Source organism: Hymenobacter qilianensis (genome assembly GCF_014638675.1).
GTDB lineage: Bacteria > Bacteroidota > Bacteroidia > Cytophagales > Hymenobacteraceae > Hymenobacter > Hymenobacter qilianensis.
Genome location: NZ_BMFN01000001.1, coordinates 1363849 through 1380681 on the forward strand (window position 1 = coordinate 1363849; position 16833 = coordinate 1380681).

A 16833-nucleotide genomic window follows, 5' to 3' on the forward strand; every position below is an offset into this window, starting at 1 on the left:
TTATTGGGGTAATGTTAGATCGAGTAGCTCGTCACCGGGAACTGGCAAGCAGACTATTGAACGGCCAAAATCATCTCAGCCACTTGCCGACCCGTAGCCAGCGCCGCGTTCTGCGAAGGATAGGCGGCGTAATCGCCACAGCGATACAGCCCTTCCGCTACCCGCAGCTCCTGCTGTGGCGCCTGACCTGCCGCATATACCGGCAGCGCATACGGAATTTGATAGGTCCGCAAATGCTGCCATTGGGCCGCATCGGGGCCAAACCAAGCGGCTAGCTCCTGACGCAGGCGCTCGGTAAGTGTATTCTCATCGAGGCCGTGCTCGCCGTGGGTGCTTACCGATACCAGCGTGCGGCCGTGGGGGGCAATTTCGGGCGCTATATCGCTCGGGAAGCTGACATTGTGCGCCAAAGAATTGGAAGCCGCATTCAGCCGCAGCAGACCGTCGCCGCGGCCGGGGGAGTGGTCGGCGGCAAAGTAAGTACAGGTGGTGCGCCGCCAGGCTACAGCTGGAGCGCTGTGCTGGCTAGGGGGCAAAAGTCGGGCAGCGGCCTCGCCATCGGTGGCTACTACTACGGCGCTGGCTTTCAGAGTTTCACCGCCCCTGAGTTGCACAAAATTGCCCCCCACGGCCTCCACCAGCGTATTCAGGCGCACGCTGGCCGCGGGCAGGCGAGCGGCCAGCTGCTCCGGGATTTGCTGAATGCCCAGGGCCGGCACCACGGCTTCGCCAATGACGAATTGCTGAAACACGAACTCAAAGAAATTGCTGGCCGTGCTCAAAGAGCGGTCGAGGAACACTCCACCGAAAAAGGGCCGGAAAAACGAGTCGATTATCTGCTCGCTCCACCCATAGCGCCGCAGAAAAGTAAGCGTGTCGGTGGCGGGCTGGCTTAATAGCTGCTGGCTGGTTTGAGAGCGCACCTGTAGCACCAGCTGCATAATCCGCAGCTTATCGGTGAGGGAGCCAATGGGCGAAGTAAGAGCGGTAAAAGCGGCAAGCGGCTGCTGCAAAGGGTTTTGCAGCGTGGTTTCACGCCCATCGGCCAAGCGAATGACTGCCCCGGAGCGGAAGGCCCTTAAGTCGGCCGCGCCGTAATCGAGCAGGCGCTCTACTTCCGGATAGCGCGTCAGCAGCACCTGAAAGCCCCGATCAAGCCGGAAGCCTTCGGGCGTGACATCGGTGCGGACCCGGCCACCTACCGCATCGGCCCCATCCAGTACAAGCACCGGCCGACCAGCGCGGTGCAGATAATTGGCGCAAGCCAAGCCGGCCAGGCCAGCTCCAATAATGACAATAGGGTCGGAGGTTAACATAAGTTGCTGAAAAGTAAGGCTGGGGGGCAAATTTGGCTAAAACAGCTTGGGACGCGGCTTCATGATCTTGCGGGTTTTCATGGTATAAAACTCCGCGACGCCGGTGCGCTGTAGCTGCACCCGCCAAACGCCCATCGGCTCACCCAGCCGGAATCCCGTGGACTTATCAGCCGGATACCGCTGCTTAATCAGGGCATAATCGGTGGCGCTCAGGTCTTTGCCTAGTTCGCCGTGGCAGCGCAGACACATTTGGTCAGTCAGGATAAGGGGTCGCTGGTAGCTAAACTGCTCCGTATTAAGCCGACTCACCAGCCGCGCGGTGTCGGGCCGCAGCTGGCTGGGGGGCAAATCTGCCTGATTTTGCGGGTTGCGCGGCCGCTGGCTTAGGCGGCGCGGCATAGCTTCCAGCACTTTCGCCACCGAATCGACGGAAGCAAACGTTTCGGGGCGGCAGTAGGGCAGGGCCGCGGCTATGCCGCCGCTGTCGAGCTTTTCGGTTAGCACGCGGCGCAATTCGCGGTCGGCGTGGGCCGTGAGCGAGTCGCCGGCCCAGCGCGTGGCGCGCAGTAGGTCGGCGGGCATAATGCGCTTCACCGCCATGTTTTCCAGCTTAATAGCGATTTTCTTTCCGTCTTTGATGTGCTCAATCTGATCGGAGCTACAGGCGCTCAGCAGTCCGAAAAGTAGCAAAAGAGCCCCGGTAAGCGGGCAAAAACCGTAGCGCATGAGGAAAGGGTAAGTAGGCACCGCAAAGAAAGGATAACCAGCGCACTAACTACCCGCTACCCCGCCTCCAGGTTTCGCCGGCAGCTTTATCTAAGCAAAAACTCCTGCAAGGCAGCGTACTCAGGCTCCAGAAGAATGCTGTGCTTGGTTCGGCTCAGCAAGCCCTGCACGGCCTCCGGCACCGGCACCATCCGCCCGATTACGGGCTCTACCACTTCCGGAAACTTTACCGGGTGCGCGGTTTCCAGAAAAATGCCCTGATCGGTAGGATGGTCAGCCAGATAATCTTCCAGGGCCTTGAACGCCACCGCGCCGTGGGGATCCAGCAGATAGCCTGTTGCCTGATGCACGCGCCGGATGGTTTCCTTCGTCTGCTGGTCGGAAATAATAGCCCCACTCACGAGCTGGCTGACACCAGAATGGCTTTGCCCAAACAACTCCAGAATGCGGCCGAAGTTGCTGGGGTTGCCTACGTCCATGGCATTAGAAAGCGTAACGACGGCCGTGCGGGCGCTAAACGTGCCCGTGCGCAGATAGTCGGCTACGGCTGAGTTGGCATTGCAGGCCGCCACAAAGTGCCCGATGGGCAGCCCCGACGCGTGGGCGAGCAGGCCGGCGCAGATGTTGCCGAAGTTGCCGCTAGGCACCGCTACCACTGGGGGGCTTTTTTGCGTCCATTGTTGCAGGGCGTAGCAGTAATAAAACTGCTGAGGCAGCCAGCGGGCCACATTGATGGAATTGGCAGAGGTAAGCTGCCGGTGCGCCGCTATGTGCGGATCGAGGAAAGCCTGCTTCACCAAACGCTGGCAATCGTCGAAGTTGCCGCGTACTTCCAGCGCCGTAATGTTCTGGCCTAGGGTGGTCAGCTGCAGTTCCTGCAACGGACTTACTTTGCCCGACGGATACAGAATAACGACTTCCACGCCTTCTACGCCCAGAAATCCGTCGGCTACGGCCCCACCGGTGTCACCGGAGGTTGCCACCAGCACCGTGACGGGCTCTTTTTGCTGCCGCGAAAAGTAGCCCAGGCAGCGGCTCATAAACCGGGCGCCCACATCCTTAAACGCCAGCGTAGGGCCATGAAACAGCTCCAGCGCGGCAATTCGCTCGGTTACGGGCACCAGCGGAAACTCAAAATCCACCGTTTCTGCGCAGATTTTTTGCAGCACATCTTCCGGAATCGTATTGCCCACGTAGGGCCGGATAACCTCGAAGGCCACTTCCGCCCGCGGCATGGTGCTGAGATTATGGAGCAGATTGGGGGAGAACTTTGGTATCCGTTCCGGGAAATAAAGCCCCCCATCCGGTGCCTGGCCGGCAATGGTGGCCGTTTGAAAATCAACGGCCGGCGCTTGCTTATTAAGGCTATAGTAACGCATACTGAAGGAAGAAATCGGTGGGAGTGAGCGGCGCTGAAACCGCTTCTGAAGCAATTTGCTAGTGCTTGAATCGCACGCCGACGGGGTTAATGGTACTGACGTGGATACGAAAGTCAACGCCCAGCTTCTCGTATACCGTCCGCATGGCAGTGGCCACGGCCTGGGCTGTGGCCTCAGTTTCGCTCAGCATAAAAATGGACGGACCAGAGCCCGAAATTCCCCCACCCAAAGCACCCGCTTCCAGACTACACGACTTCACGGCCGCGAACCCCGGAATGAGAATGCTGCGGACTGGCTCTACTACAACGTCTTCCAGGGAGCGGCCAATCAGCTGATAATCTGCTTGTAAGAGCCCGGCCACTAAGCCGCCCACATTGGCCCACTGCCGGATGGCGGACTTCAGCGGCACCTCCTGCTTCAGAATCTGGCGGGCATCGGCGGTGCGTATCTCGATCTGCGGGTGCACGACCGTAGCGTGTAGCGGCGGCGCCGACAGCGGCACGATATCCAGCGGGTCGGTGGAGCGAATAAGCGTGACGCCGCCGTAAATGGCGGGCGCGATATTATCGGCGTGCTGAGCGCCCGAGGCCACTTCTTCCCCAAACATAGCGAACCGAACCAGCTCTTCCGGCGAAAAAAAGCCCCCCAGCAGCTTGTTGGCTCCTACCACAGCCCCCGCCGCGCTGGCCGCGCTACTCCCAATTCCGCTGCCCGGCAGGATAGCTTTGTTGATGCGCACCTCGAAGCCCGTGCCCGCTGGCGCGGCTTTCAGCAAAGCCAGTAAAGCGGCCCCGGCCACATTGCGCGCTGGTTCGGTGGGCAGATGAAAGTCATCCTCGTGCACAATCTGCACGCCCGGCTCATCGGTGAGGCGCATGTGCATGGTGTCGTAAGGAGCTTCCAGGGCAAAGCCCAGAACATCGAACCCGCACACCATATTGGCAACAGTAGCCGGCGAATACAGCGTCAGAAAATCAGCCATAAGAGAGTTGTAAAGACGCGCATGTGGTTTCACCGACCTTCGGTTCGCATCTGGTCGTTGCTGAGGTTAGTTGTGAGAAATGCGCGGTGTTGGTTGTTCAGCGTAAGACGCAAATATGCGTCTCTATGCCCGGGCGGCCCGGATGATGTCAGCGAAAACGCCCGAGGCCGTGACATCGGCGCCAGCGCCGGCGCCTTTCACTACCAGCGGCTGCTCCGAATACCGATTGGTGAAGAACAGCACCGCGTTGTCTTTGCCCTGCAACACGTAGAAATCGTGGCCCGGCGCCACGCCCTGGAGCCCCACACTGGCCTGCCCGTCGGCGTAGCGAGCCACGAACTTCAGGCGCTGGCCCTGGGCCGCTGCCGCATCATACAAACCACGGAAATGGGCTTCGTGCACGGCCAGCTGCTGGTAGAACGCTTCCACGTCGCCTTCCAGGCAAGAGGCCGGCAGGAAGGATTCGTTGTGAATATCAGCCAGCTCCATTTTCTGACCGGCTTCACGGGCCAAGATCAGAATTTTGCGTGCTACGTCGGTGCCGCTGAGGTCGAGGCGCGGGTCGGGTTCGGTGTAGCCTTCGGCTTGCGCTTGGCGAACCACATCGGCGAAAGGAACGGAGCCATCGTAGTGGTTAAAAACGAAGTTGAGCGTGCCAGACAGCACTGCTTCGATGCGCCGCACCTCGTCGCCGCTGCGCAGCAGGTCGTTGAGCGAGCCAATGATGGGCAGGCCCGCGCCTACATTGGTTTCAAACAAAAACTCCGCATTGAACTCCCGCGCTAACTCTTTCAGCTGGGCGTAACTCGCATAGTCTGAGGAGCAAGCCACCTTATTGCAGGCTACCACCGCCACGCTTTTCTCCAGCAGCGCAGCATAAATCTGAGCTACGTCGGCGCTGGCTGTTACATCCACAAAAACAGTATTGCGCAGATTCAGCTCGTGCAGTTGCCGGACAAGCTCCGATAAATCAAGCGGCTGCCCTTGCTCCAGCGACGCCTGCCACCCGTCGAGCGCAATACCGCCGTTCTCGGTCAATGCAAAGCGCTGGCTATTAGCTAGCCCTACCACGCGCAAGTTCAGCCGCAGCTTCTCGCGCAGCCATTCCTGTTGGCGAGCCAGCTGCTCTAATAATTTGCCCCCCACATTGCCTACACCCGCTACAAACAGGTTGACCTGCTTCGCCGTAGCCTCGAAAAAGGCCTCGTGCAGCACGTTAATGGCCTTGCGCACATCAGCAGCCCTAATTACGGCCGAGATATTCCGCTCCGACGAGCCCTGCGCAATAGCCCGGATATTCACGCCATTCTGGCCCAACGCGCTAAACATTCGGCCGCTGATGCCGGGGTGATTGCGCATATTATCGCCCACCAACGCCACAATAGCCAGGTCGTCTTCGCAGCGCAAGGGCTCTACTTTGCCGGTGGCGATTTCGGTGGTGAACTCCTCATCTACAGCCTTTTGTGCCTGCTCGGCATCGGCGGCGCGGACGGCCACGCAGATAGAGTGTTCCGAGGAGCTTTGCGTAATCAGAATTACGTTGATGCGCTGCTGAGCCAGCGCCCCGAACAGCCGCCGCGAGAAACCCGGAATGCCCACCATGCCGCTGCCCTCCAGGTTGAGCAAAGCCAGCTGGGCAATGCTCGACAGGCCCCGAACCACGTCCTTATTGGCCGGCGGATTCACTTCAACCAGTGTGCCTTCATCCTGGGGGGCAAATGTGTTCTTGATCCAGAGCGGGATGCCCTGGCTTCTTACCGGCTGAACCGTAGGCGGATACAAAACCTTCGCCCCGAAGTGCGACAGCTCCATGGCCTCCTGATAAGAGATGCGCGGGATAGGCCGGGCCAGCGTTACGAGGCGCGGGTCGGCGGTCATCATGCCGCTCACATCCGTCCATATCTCCAGGCGCTCCGCGGCTAGCGCGGCCGCAAAAATAGCGGCCGTATAGTCGGAGCCGCCACGGCCCAGCGTGGTGGTAACGCCCTGCGCATCGCTGCCGATAAAGCCCGGCACAACATAGATCTGACAGGGCTGCGCCGCCACAAATGCCTGAATCTGCTGGTTGGTCGTCTCGCTGTCCACGGTGGCGAAGCCGTGGCGCGAATCGGTGCGGATGAGTTGGCGGCTGTCGTGCCAGAGGTGCGCGACGCCCTGCGCTTTGAGATAGGCCGCCAACAGCCGCGACGACAAGATTTCGCCGAAGCTCATCAGCCGGTCCAGTGTGCGGTCAGACAGCTCACCCAACGCAAATATGCCATCGCAGATGCTATCCAGCTCATTGCAGTGCGTTTTGACCAAACTTAGCACCGCGCTTTGCTCCGAAATTGGCAGCAGATCCCGCACAACTCCCAAGTGTCGGTCTTCCAGGCGCTGCAACTGCGTGCGATAGTGCGCCGAGCCTCCGGCAGCTAGGCGTCCGGCTTCAATTAGCGCATCGGTAGTGCCGCCGAGCGCCGATACCACGACCACCGTAGCCGTGTGCTGCGCGGCGGTTTCGACGAGTTGCGCCACGCGCTGAAGATTGGCCGCCGTGGCCACCGACGTACCTCCAAATTTGAGAACCTGCATAAGACAGAAGCTAAAGGACACGAAAAAGCCCGTCGGGACCGGCTTGGCTTCGGGTCAGGAAGCTGCCGGCGACGGGCTGCGAACATCAAGGCAAAGAGAGGTAGCGCAGCCCGTCTAGCGGGTTGTAATACCTGTGGTGTAGCAAATAGTGGGCGCGGGAAAAAAGCCCCCCAGAGCAGAAAATACGTCGTTTGGACTCGAAAGTGTGGTCATTGGTGCAGACTTACAGCAGTAAAGTAGGCATTTTCTGGAAAGGATAATATCCCGTGAGCTTTATATTATTGAAAAAGAAGCAGGTTGTACCTACTGTTGTCGCGGCTCCATTCGCAGTGCAATGCAACTTGTGGTGCGCGCGGCCTGTTTGTTTTCAGTACCTTTGCACTCCCAATATAATTCTCTGAAGGCAAGATGCTAGAAAAACTGGAGGCCATTCGCCAACGCTACGACGACGTGAATGAGCAGCTAATGCAGCCCGAGGCGATGAGCGACATGAAGCGCTACAAATCCCTCAATAAAGAATACAAAGACCTTGGCCGCATTGTAGCTGAGTATCGCAGATACCAGGAGGTGCTCTCGAATATTGAGGGTGCGCGCGCCGTTATATCTACGGAAAAAGACGAAGATTTCCGCGAGATGGCAAAGGCCGAGCTCGATGAGTTGCTGCCCGAGCAGGAGCGCCTCGAAACCGTAATCAAAGACCTGCTGCTGCCCAAAGATCCCAACGATTCCAAGGATGTCATCATGGAAATCAGGGCCGGGGCCGGCGGCGACGAGGCGGCCATCTTTGCCGGCGACTTGCAGCGTATGTACATGCGCTACGCCGAAAAGCAAAACTTGCGCATGGATCTGATTGACGCCACCGAAGGCACCAGCGGCGGCTACAAAGAAATTATTCTGTCGGTGAAAGGCGAGGACGTGTACGGCAAGCTCAAGTTTGAGAGCGGCGTGCACCGCGTGCAGCGCGTGCCGGCCACCGAAACACAGGGCCGCATTCATACCTCTGTTGCCTCTATTGTGGTAATGCCGGAAGCAGAGGAGCTGGACGTAGAAATCGATATGAACGATGTGCGCAAGGACCTGTTCATGTCATCGGGTCCTGGGGGGCAATCTGTAAACACGACCTACTCGGCCGTGCGCCTGACCCACTTGCCCACGGGCTTGGTGGCTCAGTGCCAAGATCAGAAGTCGCAGCTCAAGAACTTTGATAAAGCTTTGCAAGTGTTGCGCTCACGCATTTACGAAATAGAGCTGGCCAAGAAAAACGAAGCCGAAGGCGCTCAGCGCAAAAGCATGATCGGAGGCGGCGACCGTTCCGACAAGATTCGCACCTACAACTACCCACAAGGTCGCGTAACGGACCACCGCATTGGCTACACGGTGTACAACCTGGCCAGCGTAATGGAAGGCAACATCGACGACTTCGTAGAGCAATTGCGCATCGCGGAAAGCGCCGAGCGCCTGAAAGAAGGCGTATCCTAAGCGTGCAAAAAAGCCCGTTGGCGAGTGCTTTCTATCTGAAAAGCACTCGCCAACGGGCTTTTTAAGCGTACTGAGACAGCTCATTACTTGTTACTTATCTATCGATTCGTGCGCTTATTTCTTCCCATACTGCTCATCATTATCAGCTTTGCGGCCCTGCTGCCCGGCTGCGAGCCCAAGGAGGAAATTGTAACGCGCGACTCAAGCGCCCGCCTGGAGTTTTCGGCCGATACACTCGTTTTCGACACCGTATTCGTGCAGACGGGTACCGTCACGAAGCGTCTGTGGGTGTACAACCGCAACCGCCGCGCCGTGCGGGTAGAACAAATCGGACTGAAAACCGCCAACTCACCCTATACGCTGACTGTCAGCGGTGCTACCGGGCCATTAGCACAGGACGTAGAAATTCGGGGTCGTGATAGTCTGCTGTTGCTGGTTAAGGCGAAACTAGGGCCGGGGGCGGAGAACACGCCGTTTTTGGTGGAAGACCAGGTGCAGTTTCGCACCAACGGCAACGAGCAGCAGGTAGCGCTGGTAGCTTATGGCCAGAATGCCTACTTCCATACTGCCGAAACGTTGGCTTGTAATACCGTCTGGCGCAATGACAAGCCGCACGTTATCTATGATTTTGTGCGGGTTGATGCGGGTTGCACGCTTACCATTGAGGCTGGCGCCCGCGTTTATGTGCATGCCGGCTCGGGTATTGTTATCAAAGGACGACTGCTGGTAAACCCGGATTTGGCCCCCGGCGAGGAGTTGAAGCCCGACGACCCGCGCTTCGTGCGCTTCGCTGGCGACAGACTTGAAGCCGCGTACCGTGAAATTCCCGGCCAGTGGCGCGGCATTCAGTTTGACGCTACAAGCCAGGGCAACGTGGTGCGCTACGCCGAAATCAAGAACGCCGGATTTGGCCTGCTGGTATTCAACCCCGAAAATCGCCAGCCGCGCCCTAATGTGCTGGTGGAGAACAGTATAATCAAGAACATTTCCGGGGCCAGCCTCAACTTTGCCAGCGGCAGCGCCAGCTTCGATGGGGCAGGCATTCTGAGCTTTTCCGGCGATTTTACGTTGCGCAACTGTCTGCTTACCAACTGCGGGGAGTTTGCGGTGCGGGGCTTGCAGGGGGGCAATTTTGCGCTCAACTTCTGCACCATCGCTAACTATACCCGCGGCTTTGTGCGGCCCAATCCTTCGCTGGTTTTTTCCGATGTGCTCACGCTGGCAAATGGTCAGCCCGGCCCGTCGGTGCTGCCCACGGTCAGTATTCTGAACTCCATTGTTTGGGGCGATAAGGAAGATGAGATAGGCTTTGAAAACGTGAGCCGCTATGCCAATCAAATTACGGTGCGTAATAGCCTGCTTCGTACCTCCACTTATAGAGAAGCTGGCACAGCTACTCAGCCAGGGTTTGGAAGAAGCGACAATATCTTTACCGACCCCAAGTTTATCAGCACGCCCGACCTGCCCCGGGGCAATCGTTTCGACTACCGCCTCGATACGCTTTCCCCGGCCAGCAATCGGCCGCTGCTTGCTCCACTGCTCGCCCGCGACTTGCTTAATAAGCCCCGCGCGGCTACCACTCCCGACCTCGGTGCCTACGAGCGCCAGAATCCGTAGTTTGTGTTATGATCTGGTTTCAAAAACGTCTGCGCCTGCCCGCCGTGCGGCGGGGCTTCCATCTTATTACGGACTTGCTCATGGCCGAATTGCCCGAGCTGGAAGGAATTGAGGTTGGCACGGCGCACTTTTTCATTCAGCATACTTCCGCCAGCCTCAGCATCAACGAAAACGCTGACCCCACGGTGCGGCAGGATTTCGAGTCGTACTTCAACCGGGTAGCCCCCGAAAATGCCCCCTACTTCCGCCACACCCAGGAAGGCCCCGATGATATGCCGGCTCATTTGAAAGCGGCACTGCTGGGCACCACCGTGAGTGTGCCCATCACCGGTGGCCGGCTGGCTTTAGGAACCTGGCAGGGAATATATCTCGGCGAACATCGCAATGACGGCGGGCGCCGGTGGGTGGTAGCCACCCTGATGGGCAAGGCTAGCAAGTGAGTGACGCATATACCTTCTTGCTCAAATACGGAGTCATAAAAAAAGCCCCCCACTAAGTTGTGGGGGGCTTTTTTTATGAGTAAGCAGAGCTTACGGATTGATTGTTTCGATGCTGCCGTCGGGCTTGCGCTTGAGCTCCGTGACTTTCACGTTGCGCAGCCAGGTTTTACCCGACAGCTCGGTATCGTGGTAGAAGATGTACCACTTGCCGTCTACCTCCACAATGGAGTGATGCGTTGTCCAGCCTTCTACGGGGTTCATGATAACGCCCTGATAGGTGAAGGGGCCGTAAGGCGAGTCGCCGGTAGCGTACGCGAGCAAGTGGGTGTCGCCGGTGGAGTAGGAGAAATAGTACTTGCCGTTGTATTTGTGCATCCAGCCGCCTTCGAAGAAGCGGTGCTTATTATCGCCCGCCAAAAACGGCTTGCCATCTTTGCCCACAATCTTCACTTCCTTTACGGGCTCCGCGAAGCTTAGCATATCGTTGCTCAGGCGCGCTACCCGCGGACCTACAGCTTCCTCGTTCGGGGCGGGTTCCTGTTCTTTGGGCTTGCTGCCGTCGTATTTGCCGGTGCGCCAGCGCTGAAGCTGGCCGCCCCAAATGCCCCCCACATACATATACGACTTGCCGTCGGTATCCGTAAACACGGCTGGGTCAATGCTTAAGCTGCCCTCCATGGGCTTGTGCTGCGCCTTAAACGGGCCCGTGGGCGACTTACTGGTGGCCACGCCGATACGGAAGATATCCTGCTTATCCTTTACCGGGAAATAGAGGTAGTACGTGCCGTTTTTGAACGCCGCATCCGGGGCCCAAAGCTGCCGCCCGGCCCAGGGAATATCTTTAATATCAAGCGCTACGCCGTGGTCCGTGACCTTGCCGCCAATGCTGTCCATGGACAGAATATGGTAGTCGCGCATGGCAAAATGGTCGCCGTTGTCGTTCTCCGGCATATTTGTCTCAATATCATGCGACGGATAAATATAGATTCGGCCGTTGAAGACGTGCGCCGACGGGTCGGCCGTATAGATGTCCGAGATAAGCGGCTTATTCAAGTATTTCTTCGAGCCGGTAGAATCGGTGGAAGCAGTAGTGGTTGAGTCAGCTGAAGTAGTTTCCGATTCGCTGGTGGAAGTGTTGCTCTGGCAAGCGCTGCCTACTGCCAGTGGAAGCAGGAAAGCAAGCGTGCGCCACGATGGTAGCAAGAACTGGGGGGCTTTTTTCATAGATGATGGTTTGGCCGGAATGGAAGTGAGTAGTGATGAAGATGCGTACGGATGCAATACAGAAGCAGTATAGCAGTTCCTGCTTCTATGGCAAAGAAAATTAATTCTAAGATTTAGGGCCCGTGCTCAAAAACGCTGAGCACCAACGCGCAAATTTTGCCCCCCAGCACTAATCCAGCACGCGTCCGGCCGCCGAATAGCGCAATGTGTCGAACAGCACCAGCTTTTGTATGCCTGTCACTTCGTATTCTGAAAGCCTACCATTATGCAAACGCAGCAAGAGCCTCTTTTCAGAATAGAAAAGCGGGTTATCCTGCTGAATAGTAGCGGTTAGCAATTGCAGCTTATCAGCTTTAGTTTCTATGAAGAGCCTAGTTACAGGTGCTTCATCATCCCTATCTGCTTGATACACCGTGCGGGAAACGCCTTGCCATTTATCTTGACGCATTATTTTATATGCATCACGCAGAGCCGGCTTGTTAATATCAGCCTGGTAAAAGATCTGAAGCTCTTTGCTCCAGTCTACCTCGGGCACACGTGTCGTCTCCATTTGCCCCCCACGCAGCTCCACGCGCTTTTCCACTGCTGGGTTGCGCCGTGTCAGGTCCTGCGTTTGGGCATCCAGAAAAGCCTTGATATCGAAATACATAGGTTTGAGGGCTGCCTTCGCCGGAGCCGGCCCCGCCGCTTCCGACCCACAAGCCGAAACTAGTGCCACCAACCCCAGCAGCCAGAAAGCCCTAAGCATTCGCAGTACTCAGGGCAGTGGGTTGCAGCAGCGACTGACCCGTCATTACAGCCGGTTGCGGTATTCCCATCAGAGCCAATACAGTAGGCGCGATGTCGCCGAGCTTGCCATCGGCCAACGTACCGCGGTAAGTTGTATCTGCCAGGATGCAGGGGACCAAATTGGTAGTGTGCGCCGTGTTAGGAGTGCCGTCGGGGTTGATCATCATGTCGGCATTGCCGTGGTCGGCAATGATAATGCAGGCGTATCCACTAGCTAACGCAGCCTCTATTACATCTTTAGCGCACGCATCTACGGTTTCTACCGCTTTCACTGCCGCCGCGAATACCCCAGTATGGCCCACCATATCAGGATTGGCGAAGTTGAGCACTACAAAATCGGCCGAGCGAGCTAGTAGCTCCGGCACCAGCGCGTCGCGCAGGTCGTAAGCACTCATCTCCGGTTGCAGATCGTAGGTAGCTACCTTGGGGGAAGGACGCATAATGCGGCTTTCACCAACAAACTCCGTTTCACGGCCGCCGGAGAAGAAAAACGTAACGTGCGGATACTTCTCCGTTTCAGCTATACGAATCTGAGTTTTGCCCATTGCGGCCAATACTTCGCCCAATGTGTTATCCAGATTATCCTTCTCAAAAATGGGCGTTACGCCCGTAAACGTAGCGTCGTAGTTAGTGAGGGTGAGATAATGCAGGTTGAGCCGATGCATATTGAAGGCATGAAAATCCTGCTGAGTAAGCGCCTGCGTGATTTCCCGGCCCCGGTCGGTGCGGAAGTTAAAGCAGATAACGACATCACCCTCCTGAATAGTAGCAATTGGCTGACCATCAGCGCCAACCTTAACAATGGGGAGCAAAAATTCATCTGTCACGCCCTCCTTATAGGAGTCGAGCATGCTCTGAATCAGGTTTTGCGATGGCGTGCCTTTACCATTTACCAGCAAGTCGTAGGCTACTTTAATCCGCTCCCAGCGGTTGTCGCGGTCCATGGCATAGTAGCGGCCCACGATAGTGGCAATCTTGGCGCTGTTCCGCTCCAAGTGCTTCTCCAGGTCGTTAACGTAGTTTACACCGCCTTTGGGGTCCGTGTCCCGACCATCGGTGAAGGCGTGAATAAACACTTTGTGCACGTCGGCGTCGTGAGCCAGAGTGCACAGGGCTTTCAGGTGCTCAATATGCGAGTGTACGCCCCCATCGGATAGCAGACCCATAAAGTGCAGGTTCTTGCCGTTGGTGCGCGCGTACTCAAATGCTTTTTCCAGCGCGGGAATGGTGCCCAGCTTTCGCTCCCGGATTGCTTTATTCACCCGCACCAAGTCCTGATAAACCACACGGCCGGCCCCAATATTCATGTGGCCTACTTCCGAGTTGCCCATTTGCCCGTCGGGCAAGCCTACCGCCTCACCTGAAGCCTGAAGCCGACTGTGCGGAAAACGTTGAAAAAGGGAGTCAACGAACGGAGTTCGAGCAGCATCAATGGCCGAAACAGCTTTGTTTTGAGCCAGACCCCAGCCATCCAGAATAACGAGCAGCACCTGTTTGTTCATACCGCAAAGATACAGATAGCGACCCTAACCCTATATTGTGTTCTTCCAGGATCTTTTCAATTAACTTAGGACTGGTGCAAATTAGTGGGGGAATAAATCAATTTGTTGCCTCTTGGCATAGTTTTGGAGTTAACTCTTTCGTACTTTTCCTGTATATGAAACGCAAAGTCTTTCGGGCTTGCCTGTTGGTTTGGCTAGGGCTGCTCTCTGTGGCCATCTATGCACAAAGCGAAGCCTTTGGGGCCGTAAAAGGCGCCATTCGCAATGGTTCGGCCCAAGAGTTAGCCCCTTATCTAGGTCCGAAAGTGGAATTAGGTTACGACGGCGATAAGAAAAGCTACAGCGCTGCTGAAGCCGAATCGGCCCTCAAAGCTTTTTTCACTAAAAACCCCCCTACCGCTTTTGAATTTATTCATCAGGGAAGCAGTAATGAAGGAACAAAGTATGCCATCGGCAAATACACAGGCAAAGCGGGTACCTACCGTGTGTTTGTGAAGATGAAGCCCGGTGGTGGTTCACCTACCATCGACACGATTGACTTCACTCAGGAATAACGGCCGGGCAACCGGCATAGTATAGCCAGACAAAGAATTTTTTATATGAAACGAATACTACTCCAGTTCTGCGCCATTCTGTGGTTTGCTTTGCTGGCTGTTGGAGTACAAGCGCAAGGAGAGTCACTGGGGGCTGTCAAGGGGGCAATTCGTAATGGCTCGGCCCGCGAGCTTTCTCAATTCTTCGGCCCTACGGTAGAGCTCGCCTTCGATGGCGATAAGCAAAGCTACAGTGCCACCCAGGCAGAGTTTGTGATGAAGGATTTCTTTGCTAAGAACTCGCCGGCCAGCTTTGAGTACGATCACCAAAAGACCAGCACCGAAAGCATTCAATATGCTGCTGGTAAATACATTGGCAAAACAGGCTCTTACCAGGTGTTTGTGCAAATGAAGCCGGTTGGTGGTGCTTTAGTCATTGACTCCATCAATTTCACGAAAGAGTAAAAGCATACGTCAGACGCCCTGCCCGACAGGCTTTAGTCATACGTTTCAAGCCCAGCATCCAGCCGATGCTGGGCTTTTGCTTTCGTACTAGTTTGCCATTTTGCGGCGTACACGCACGAAGAGAGAGTAGCGCAGAGGCTTTGTCAGGTGCTTTTTCTATTTTTGCACCGTGCAAAACGCTCCCTACCTCACCCCTGAAGCCATATCCACGTTTATTCACACGGCCCTGGCCGAAGATGTGGGCGACGGCGACCATTCTTCTCTCGCTTCCATCCCGGCGGATGCTCAGAATCGGGCGCATTTATTAGTGAAAGATGACGGCGTGCTGGCTGGTGTCGCCTTGGCGCACCACATTTTCCGCGCCGTCGATCCGGGCCTGCGGGTAGAGGAACTGCTGAGCGATGGAGCCCGCGTTCAAGTTGGTAATATCGCTTTTCGGGTGGAAGGACGCTCACAGAGTATTCTGACGGCTGAACGGCTGGTGCTCAATTGTATGCAGCGCATGAGCGGCATTGCCACCCACACGGCGCATCTGACCAGCCTGCTAACTGGCACCCGCGCCCAACTACTCGACACACGCAAAACCACTCCCAATTTTCGGCTGTGTGAGAAATGGGCGGTGCTCATTGGCGGAGGCGTAAACCACCGCTACGGTCTGTTTGACCAGATTATCCTGAAGGACAACCACGTAGACTATGCCGGCGGAATTCGGGCGGCTATTGAAGCGACGCACGCTTATCTGAAGCGTACGGGCCGTCAGCTGCCAATTGAAATAGAAACCCGTACGCTGGCTGAAGTACAGGAAGCACTTGATACGGGCGGCATCGACCGTATTATGCTCGACAATATGCCTCCCAGTCAGCTGCGGGAGGCCGTAGCGCTTATCGGGGGGCGTTTTCCTACCGAAGCGTCGGGTGGCATTACTGAGGATACGATTGCCGCAGTGGCCGCTACGGGGGTCGACTTTATTTCCGTTGGGGCACTTACTCACTCTCTGAAAAGCCTGGACTTAAGTCTTAAAGCGTACTAAGTGGTTGTCGGGAAGAGGCATGGCTAGTAGCCAGAGCAGCCACCCGTAGGTTAGCCATTTACTCATTTAGCAATTCCAATTACTCTAATGCAGCAACCAAATCAACGGGGCTTCCGTCAGGCGCAAGGAGCTGCGCCGCTGGCCATCCGTACCAAAAAATACCAGCTGAACACCAACACTTACACCCGCATGGCCATGGCGCAAGTGTGGAAAAAGGAATGGTGGTATGCGCTTATTCCGCTGGCCATTGGGCTGTTGCCGGCCCTCATCTGGCCTTCGTGGTGGTGGATAGGTCTGGCGGTGCTACTGACTGTGCTGTTTGTGCTGCTCCGCTCGGCCCAGATTACGAGCGTGACGCAGATGGAGCAAAGCAAGCCGCTTTTTGAGCGTTTTAACTACGAGATTGATCAACGCCAGATTCTGCTTCGCCTCAATGAAAAGCAGGGGATGAACCTGAACTGGGACATGATTGGTCGGGCTAAGCGCGATGCTGAAGGCTTCACGATGTGGCTGCGCCCCGGCCAGGCACCCGATGAGGTAGCTGGCTGGCGTCGCTGGATTGCGCGCACCTTTGATGTGCCCGTATTCCTGCTGCTGCCCCTGCGAATTTTCAATTCGCCCAATGATATAAAGCTGTTTGATGCCATGCTGCGCCGCAAAAACCTGCTGCCCGCAGCACCAGCAGCGGCCGCTGATGCGCCGGCGGCGTAACATTTGCCCCCCAGGGTCGGTAATCCTTACTTCGCTGAATGGTTTGCTGGCTGACTGTTCAGATAATGC

At 56.6% G+C, this 16833-nt stretch carries 15 protein-coding genes; 7 read left to right on the plus strand and 8 right to left on the minus strand.

The window, feature by feature from the left end; genetic code table 11:
- Positions 1-53: 53 nt before the first annotated feature.
- The 5 genes from IEW06_RS05855 to thrA form a co-directional block, all read right to left on the minus strand.
- Positions 54-1316, minus strand: a complete 1263-nt coding sequence (locus tag IEW06_RS05855; RefSeq protein WP_188547677.1) for a protoporphyrinogen/coproporphyrinogen oxidase — start codon at positions 1314-1316, stop codon at positions 54-56.
- Between the two features lie 36 nt (positions 1317-1352).
- A complete protein-coding gene (locus IEW06_RS05860; RefSeq protein WP_187733494.1) occupies positions 1353-2042 on the minus strand; it encodes a c-type heme family protein in 690 nt (229 codons plus the stop codon).
- A gap of 86 nt (positions 2043-2128) precedes the next feature.
- Positions 2129-3421, minus strand: a complete 1293-nt coding sequence (thrC, locus tag IEW06_RS05865; protein ID WP_187733493.1) for a threonine synthase — start codon at positions 3419-3421, stop codon at positions 2129-2131.
- Between the two features lie 58 nt (positions 3422-3479).
- Positions 3480-4403: a homoserine kinase gene (locus IEW06_RS05870; RefSeq protein ID WP_187733492.1), complete on the minus strand. Its 924-nt coding sequence runs from the start codon at positions 4401-4403 to the stop codon at positions 3480-3482.
- Between the two features lie 123 nt (positions 4404-4526).
- Positions 4527-6974 (minus strand): bifunctional aspartate kinase/homoserine dehydrogenase I, encoded by a 2448-nt coding sequence (thrA, locus tag IEW06_RS05875; protein WP_188547680.1) that lies wholly within the window; start codon positions 6972-6974, stop codon positions 4527-4529.
- 408 nt (positions 6975-7382) lie between these two features.
- On the opposite strand from thrA, the gene prfA reads away from it, so the two are divergent.
- The 3 genes from prfA (at position 7383) to IEW06_RS05890 (ending at position 10510) form a co-directional block, all read left to right on the plus strand.
- A complete protein-coding gene (gene prfA / locus IEW06_RS05880; protein WP_166073832.1) occupies positions 7383-8453 on the plus strand; it encodes a peptide chain release factor 1 in 1071 nt (356 codons plus the stop codon).
- A gap of 108 nt (positions 8454-8561) precedes the next feature.
- Positions 8562-10070, plus strand: coding sequence for a right-handed parallel beta-helix repeat-containing protein (locus IEW06_RS05885; protein ID WP_187733491.1), 1509 nt, complete (start codon positions 8562-8564; stop codon positions 10068-10070).
- Positions 10071-10078: 8 nt separating this feature from the next.
- Complete coding sequence (locus tag IEW06_RS05890; RefSeq protein WP_223284773.1) at positions 10079-10510, plus strand: secondary thiamine-phosphate synthase enzyme YjbQ; 432 nt, start codon at positions 10079-10081, stop codon at positions 10508-10510.
- A gap of 90 nt (positions 10511-10600) precedes the next feature.
- Here IEW06_RS05890 and IEW06_RS05895 read toward each other — a convergent pair whose 3' ends face one another.
- The 3 genes from IEW06_RS05895 to gpmI form a co-directional block, all read right to left on the minus strand.
- Positions 10601-11734, minus strand: a complete 1134-nt coding sequence (locus IEW06_RS05895) for a glycoside hydrolase family 43 protein (RefSeq protein ID WP_187733490.1) — start codon at positions 11732-11734, stop codon at positions 10601-10603.
- Between the two features lie 169 nt (positions 11735-11903).
- The gene (locus tag IEW06_RS05900; RefSeq protein ID WP_229743054.1) at positions 11904-12383 is read right to left on the minus strand and encodes a hypothetical protein; all 480 of its coding nucleotides are present in this window, start codon (positions 12381-12383) and stop codon (positions 11904-11906) included.
- Positions 12384-12474: 91 nt separating this feature from the next.
- On the minus strand, positions 12475-14025 hold the full coding sequence (gene gpmI, locus IEW06_RS05905; protein ID WP_187733488.1) for a 2,3-bisphosphoglycerate-independent phosphoglycerate mutase: 1551 nt from the start codon (positions 14023-14025) through the stop codon (positions 12475-12477).
- 155 nt (positions 14026-14180) lie between these two features.
- Between gpmI and IEW06_RS05910 the strand changes: the two genes are divergently transcribed.
- The 4 genes from IEW06_RS05910 (at position 14181) to IEW06_RS05925 (ending at position 16764) form a co-directional block, all read left to right on the plus strand.
- A complete protein-coding gene (locus tag IEW06_RS05910; RefSeq protein ID WP_188547683.1) occupies positions 14181-14579 on the plus strand; it encodes a DUF4783 domain-containing protein in 399 nt (132 codons plus the stop codon).
- A gap of 45 nt (positions 14580-14624) precedes the next feature.
- Positions 14625-15023: a DUF4783 domain-containing protein gene (locus IEW06_RS05915; protein ID WP_187733486.1), complete on the plus strand. Its 399-nt coding sequence runs from the start codon at positions 14625-14627 to the stop codon at positions 15021-15023.
- Between the two features lie 169 nt (positions 15024-15192).
- A complete protein-coding gene (nadC, locus tag IEW06_RS05920; RefSeq protein WP_187733485.1) occupies positions 15193-16053 on the plus strand; it encodes a carboxylating nicotinate-nucleotide diphosphorylase in 861 nt (286 codons plus the stop codon).
- Positions 16054-16140: 87 nt separating this feature from the next.
- Positions 16141-16764 carry a hypothetical protein gene (locus IEW06_RS05925; RefSeq protein WP_187733484.1) on the plus strand — a complete coding sequence of 208 codons (624 nt, stop codon included), beginning with the start codon at positions 16141-16143 and terminating at the stop codon, positions 16762-16764.
- Positions 16765-16833 lie beyond the last annotated feature (69 nt).

Coding starts and splice junctions, on each gene's coding strand:
- thrA (WP_188547680.1), bottom strand. CDS start 6,974: ATGCAGGTTCTCAAATTTGGAGGTACGTCGGTGGCCACGGCGGCCAAT.
- IEW06_RS05910 (WP_188547683.1), top strand. CDS start 14,181: ATGAAACGCAAAGTCTTTCGGGCTTGCCTGTTGGTTTGGCTAGGGCTG.
- IEW06_RS05890 (WP_223284773.1), top strand. CDS start 10,079: ATGATCTGGTTTCAAAAACGTCTGCGCCTGCCCGCCGTGCGGCGGGGC.
- prfA (WP_166073832.1), top strand. CDS start 7,383: ATGCTAGAAAAACTGGAGGCCATTCGCCAACGCTACGACGACGTGAAT.
- IEW06_RS05895 (WP_187733490.1), bottom strand. CDS start 11,734: ATGAAAAAAGCCCCCCAGTTCTTGCTACCATCGTGGCGCACGCTTGCT.
- IEW06_RS05855 (WP_188547677.1), bottom strand. CDS start 1,316: ATGTTAACCTCCGACCCTATTGTCATTATTGGAGCTGGCCTGGCCGGC.
- IEW06_RS05870 (WP_187733492.1), bottom strand. CDS start 4,403: ATGGCTGATTTTCTGACGCTGTATTCGCCGGCTACTGTTGCCAATATG.
- thrC (WP_187733493.1), bottom strand. CDS start 3,421: ATGCGTTACTATAGCCTTAATAAGCAAGCGCCGGCCGTTGATTTTCAA.
- gpmI (WP_187733488.1), bottom strand. CDS start 14,025: ATGAACAAACAGGTGCTGCTCGTTATTCTGGATGGCTGGGGTCTGGCT.
- IEW06_RS05915 (WP_187733486.1), top strand. CDS start 14,625: ATGAAACGAATACTACTCCAGTTCTGCGCCATTCTGTGGTTTGCTTTG.
- IEW06_RS05900 (WP_229743054.1), bottom strand. CDS start 12,383: ATGTATTTCGATATCAAGGCTTTTCTGGATGCCCAAACGCAGGACCTG.
- IEW06_RS05925 (WP_187733484.1), top strand. CDS start 16,141: ATGCAGCAACCAAATCAACGGGGCTTCCGTCAGGCGCAAGGAGCTGCG.
- IEW06_RS05860 (WP_187733494.1), bottom strand. CDS start 2,042: ATGCGCTACGGTTTTTGCCCGCTTACCGGGGCTCTTTTGCTACTTTTC.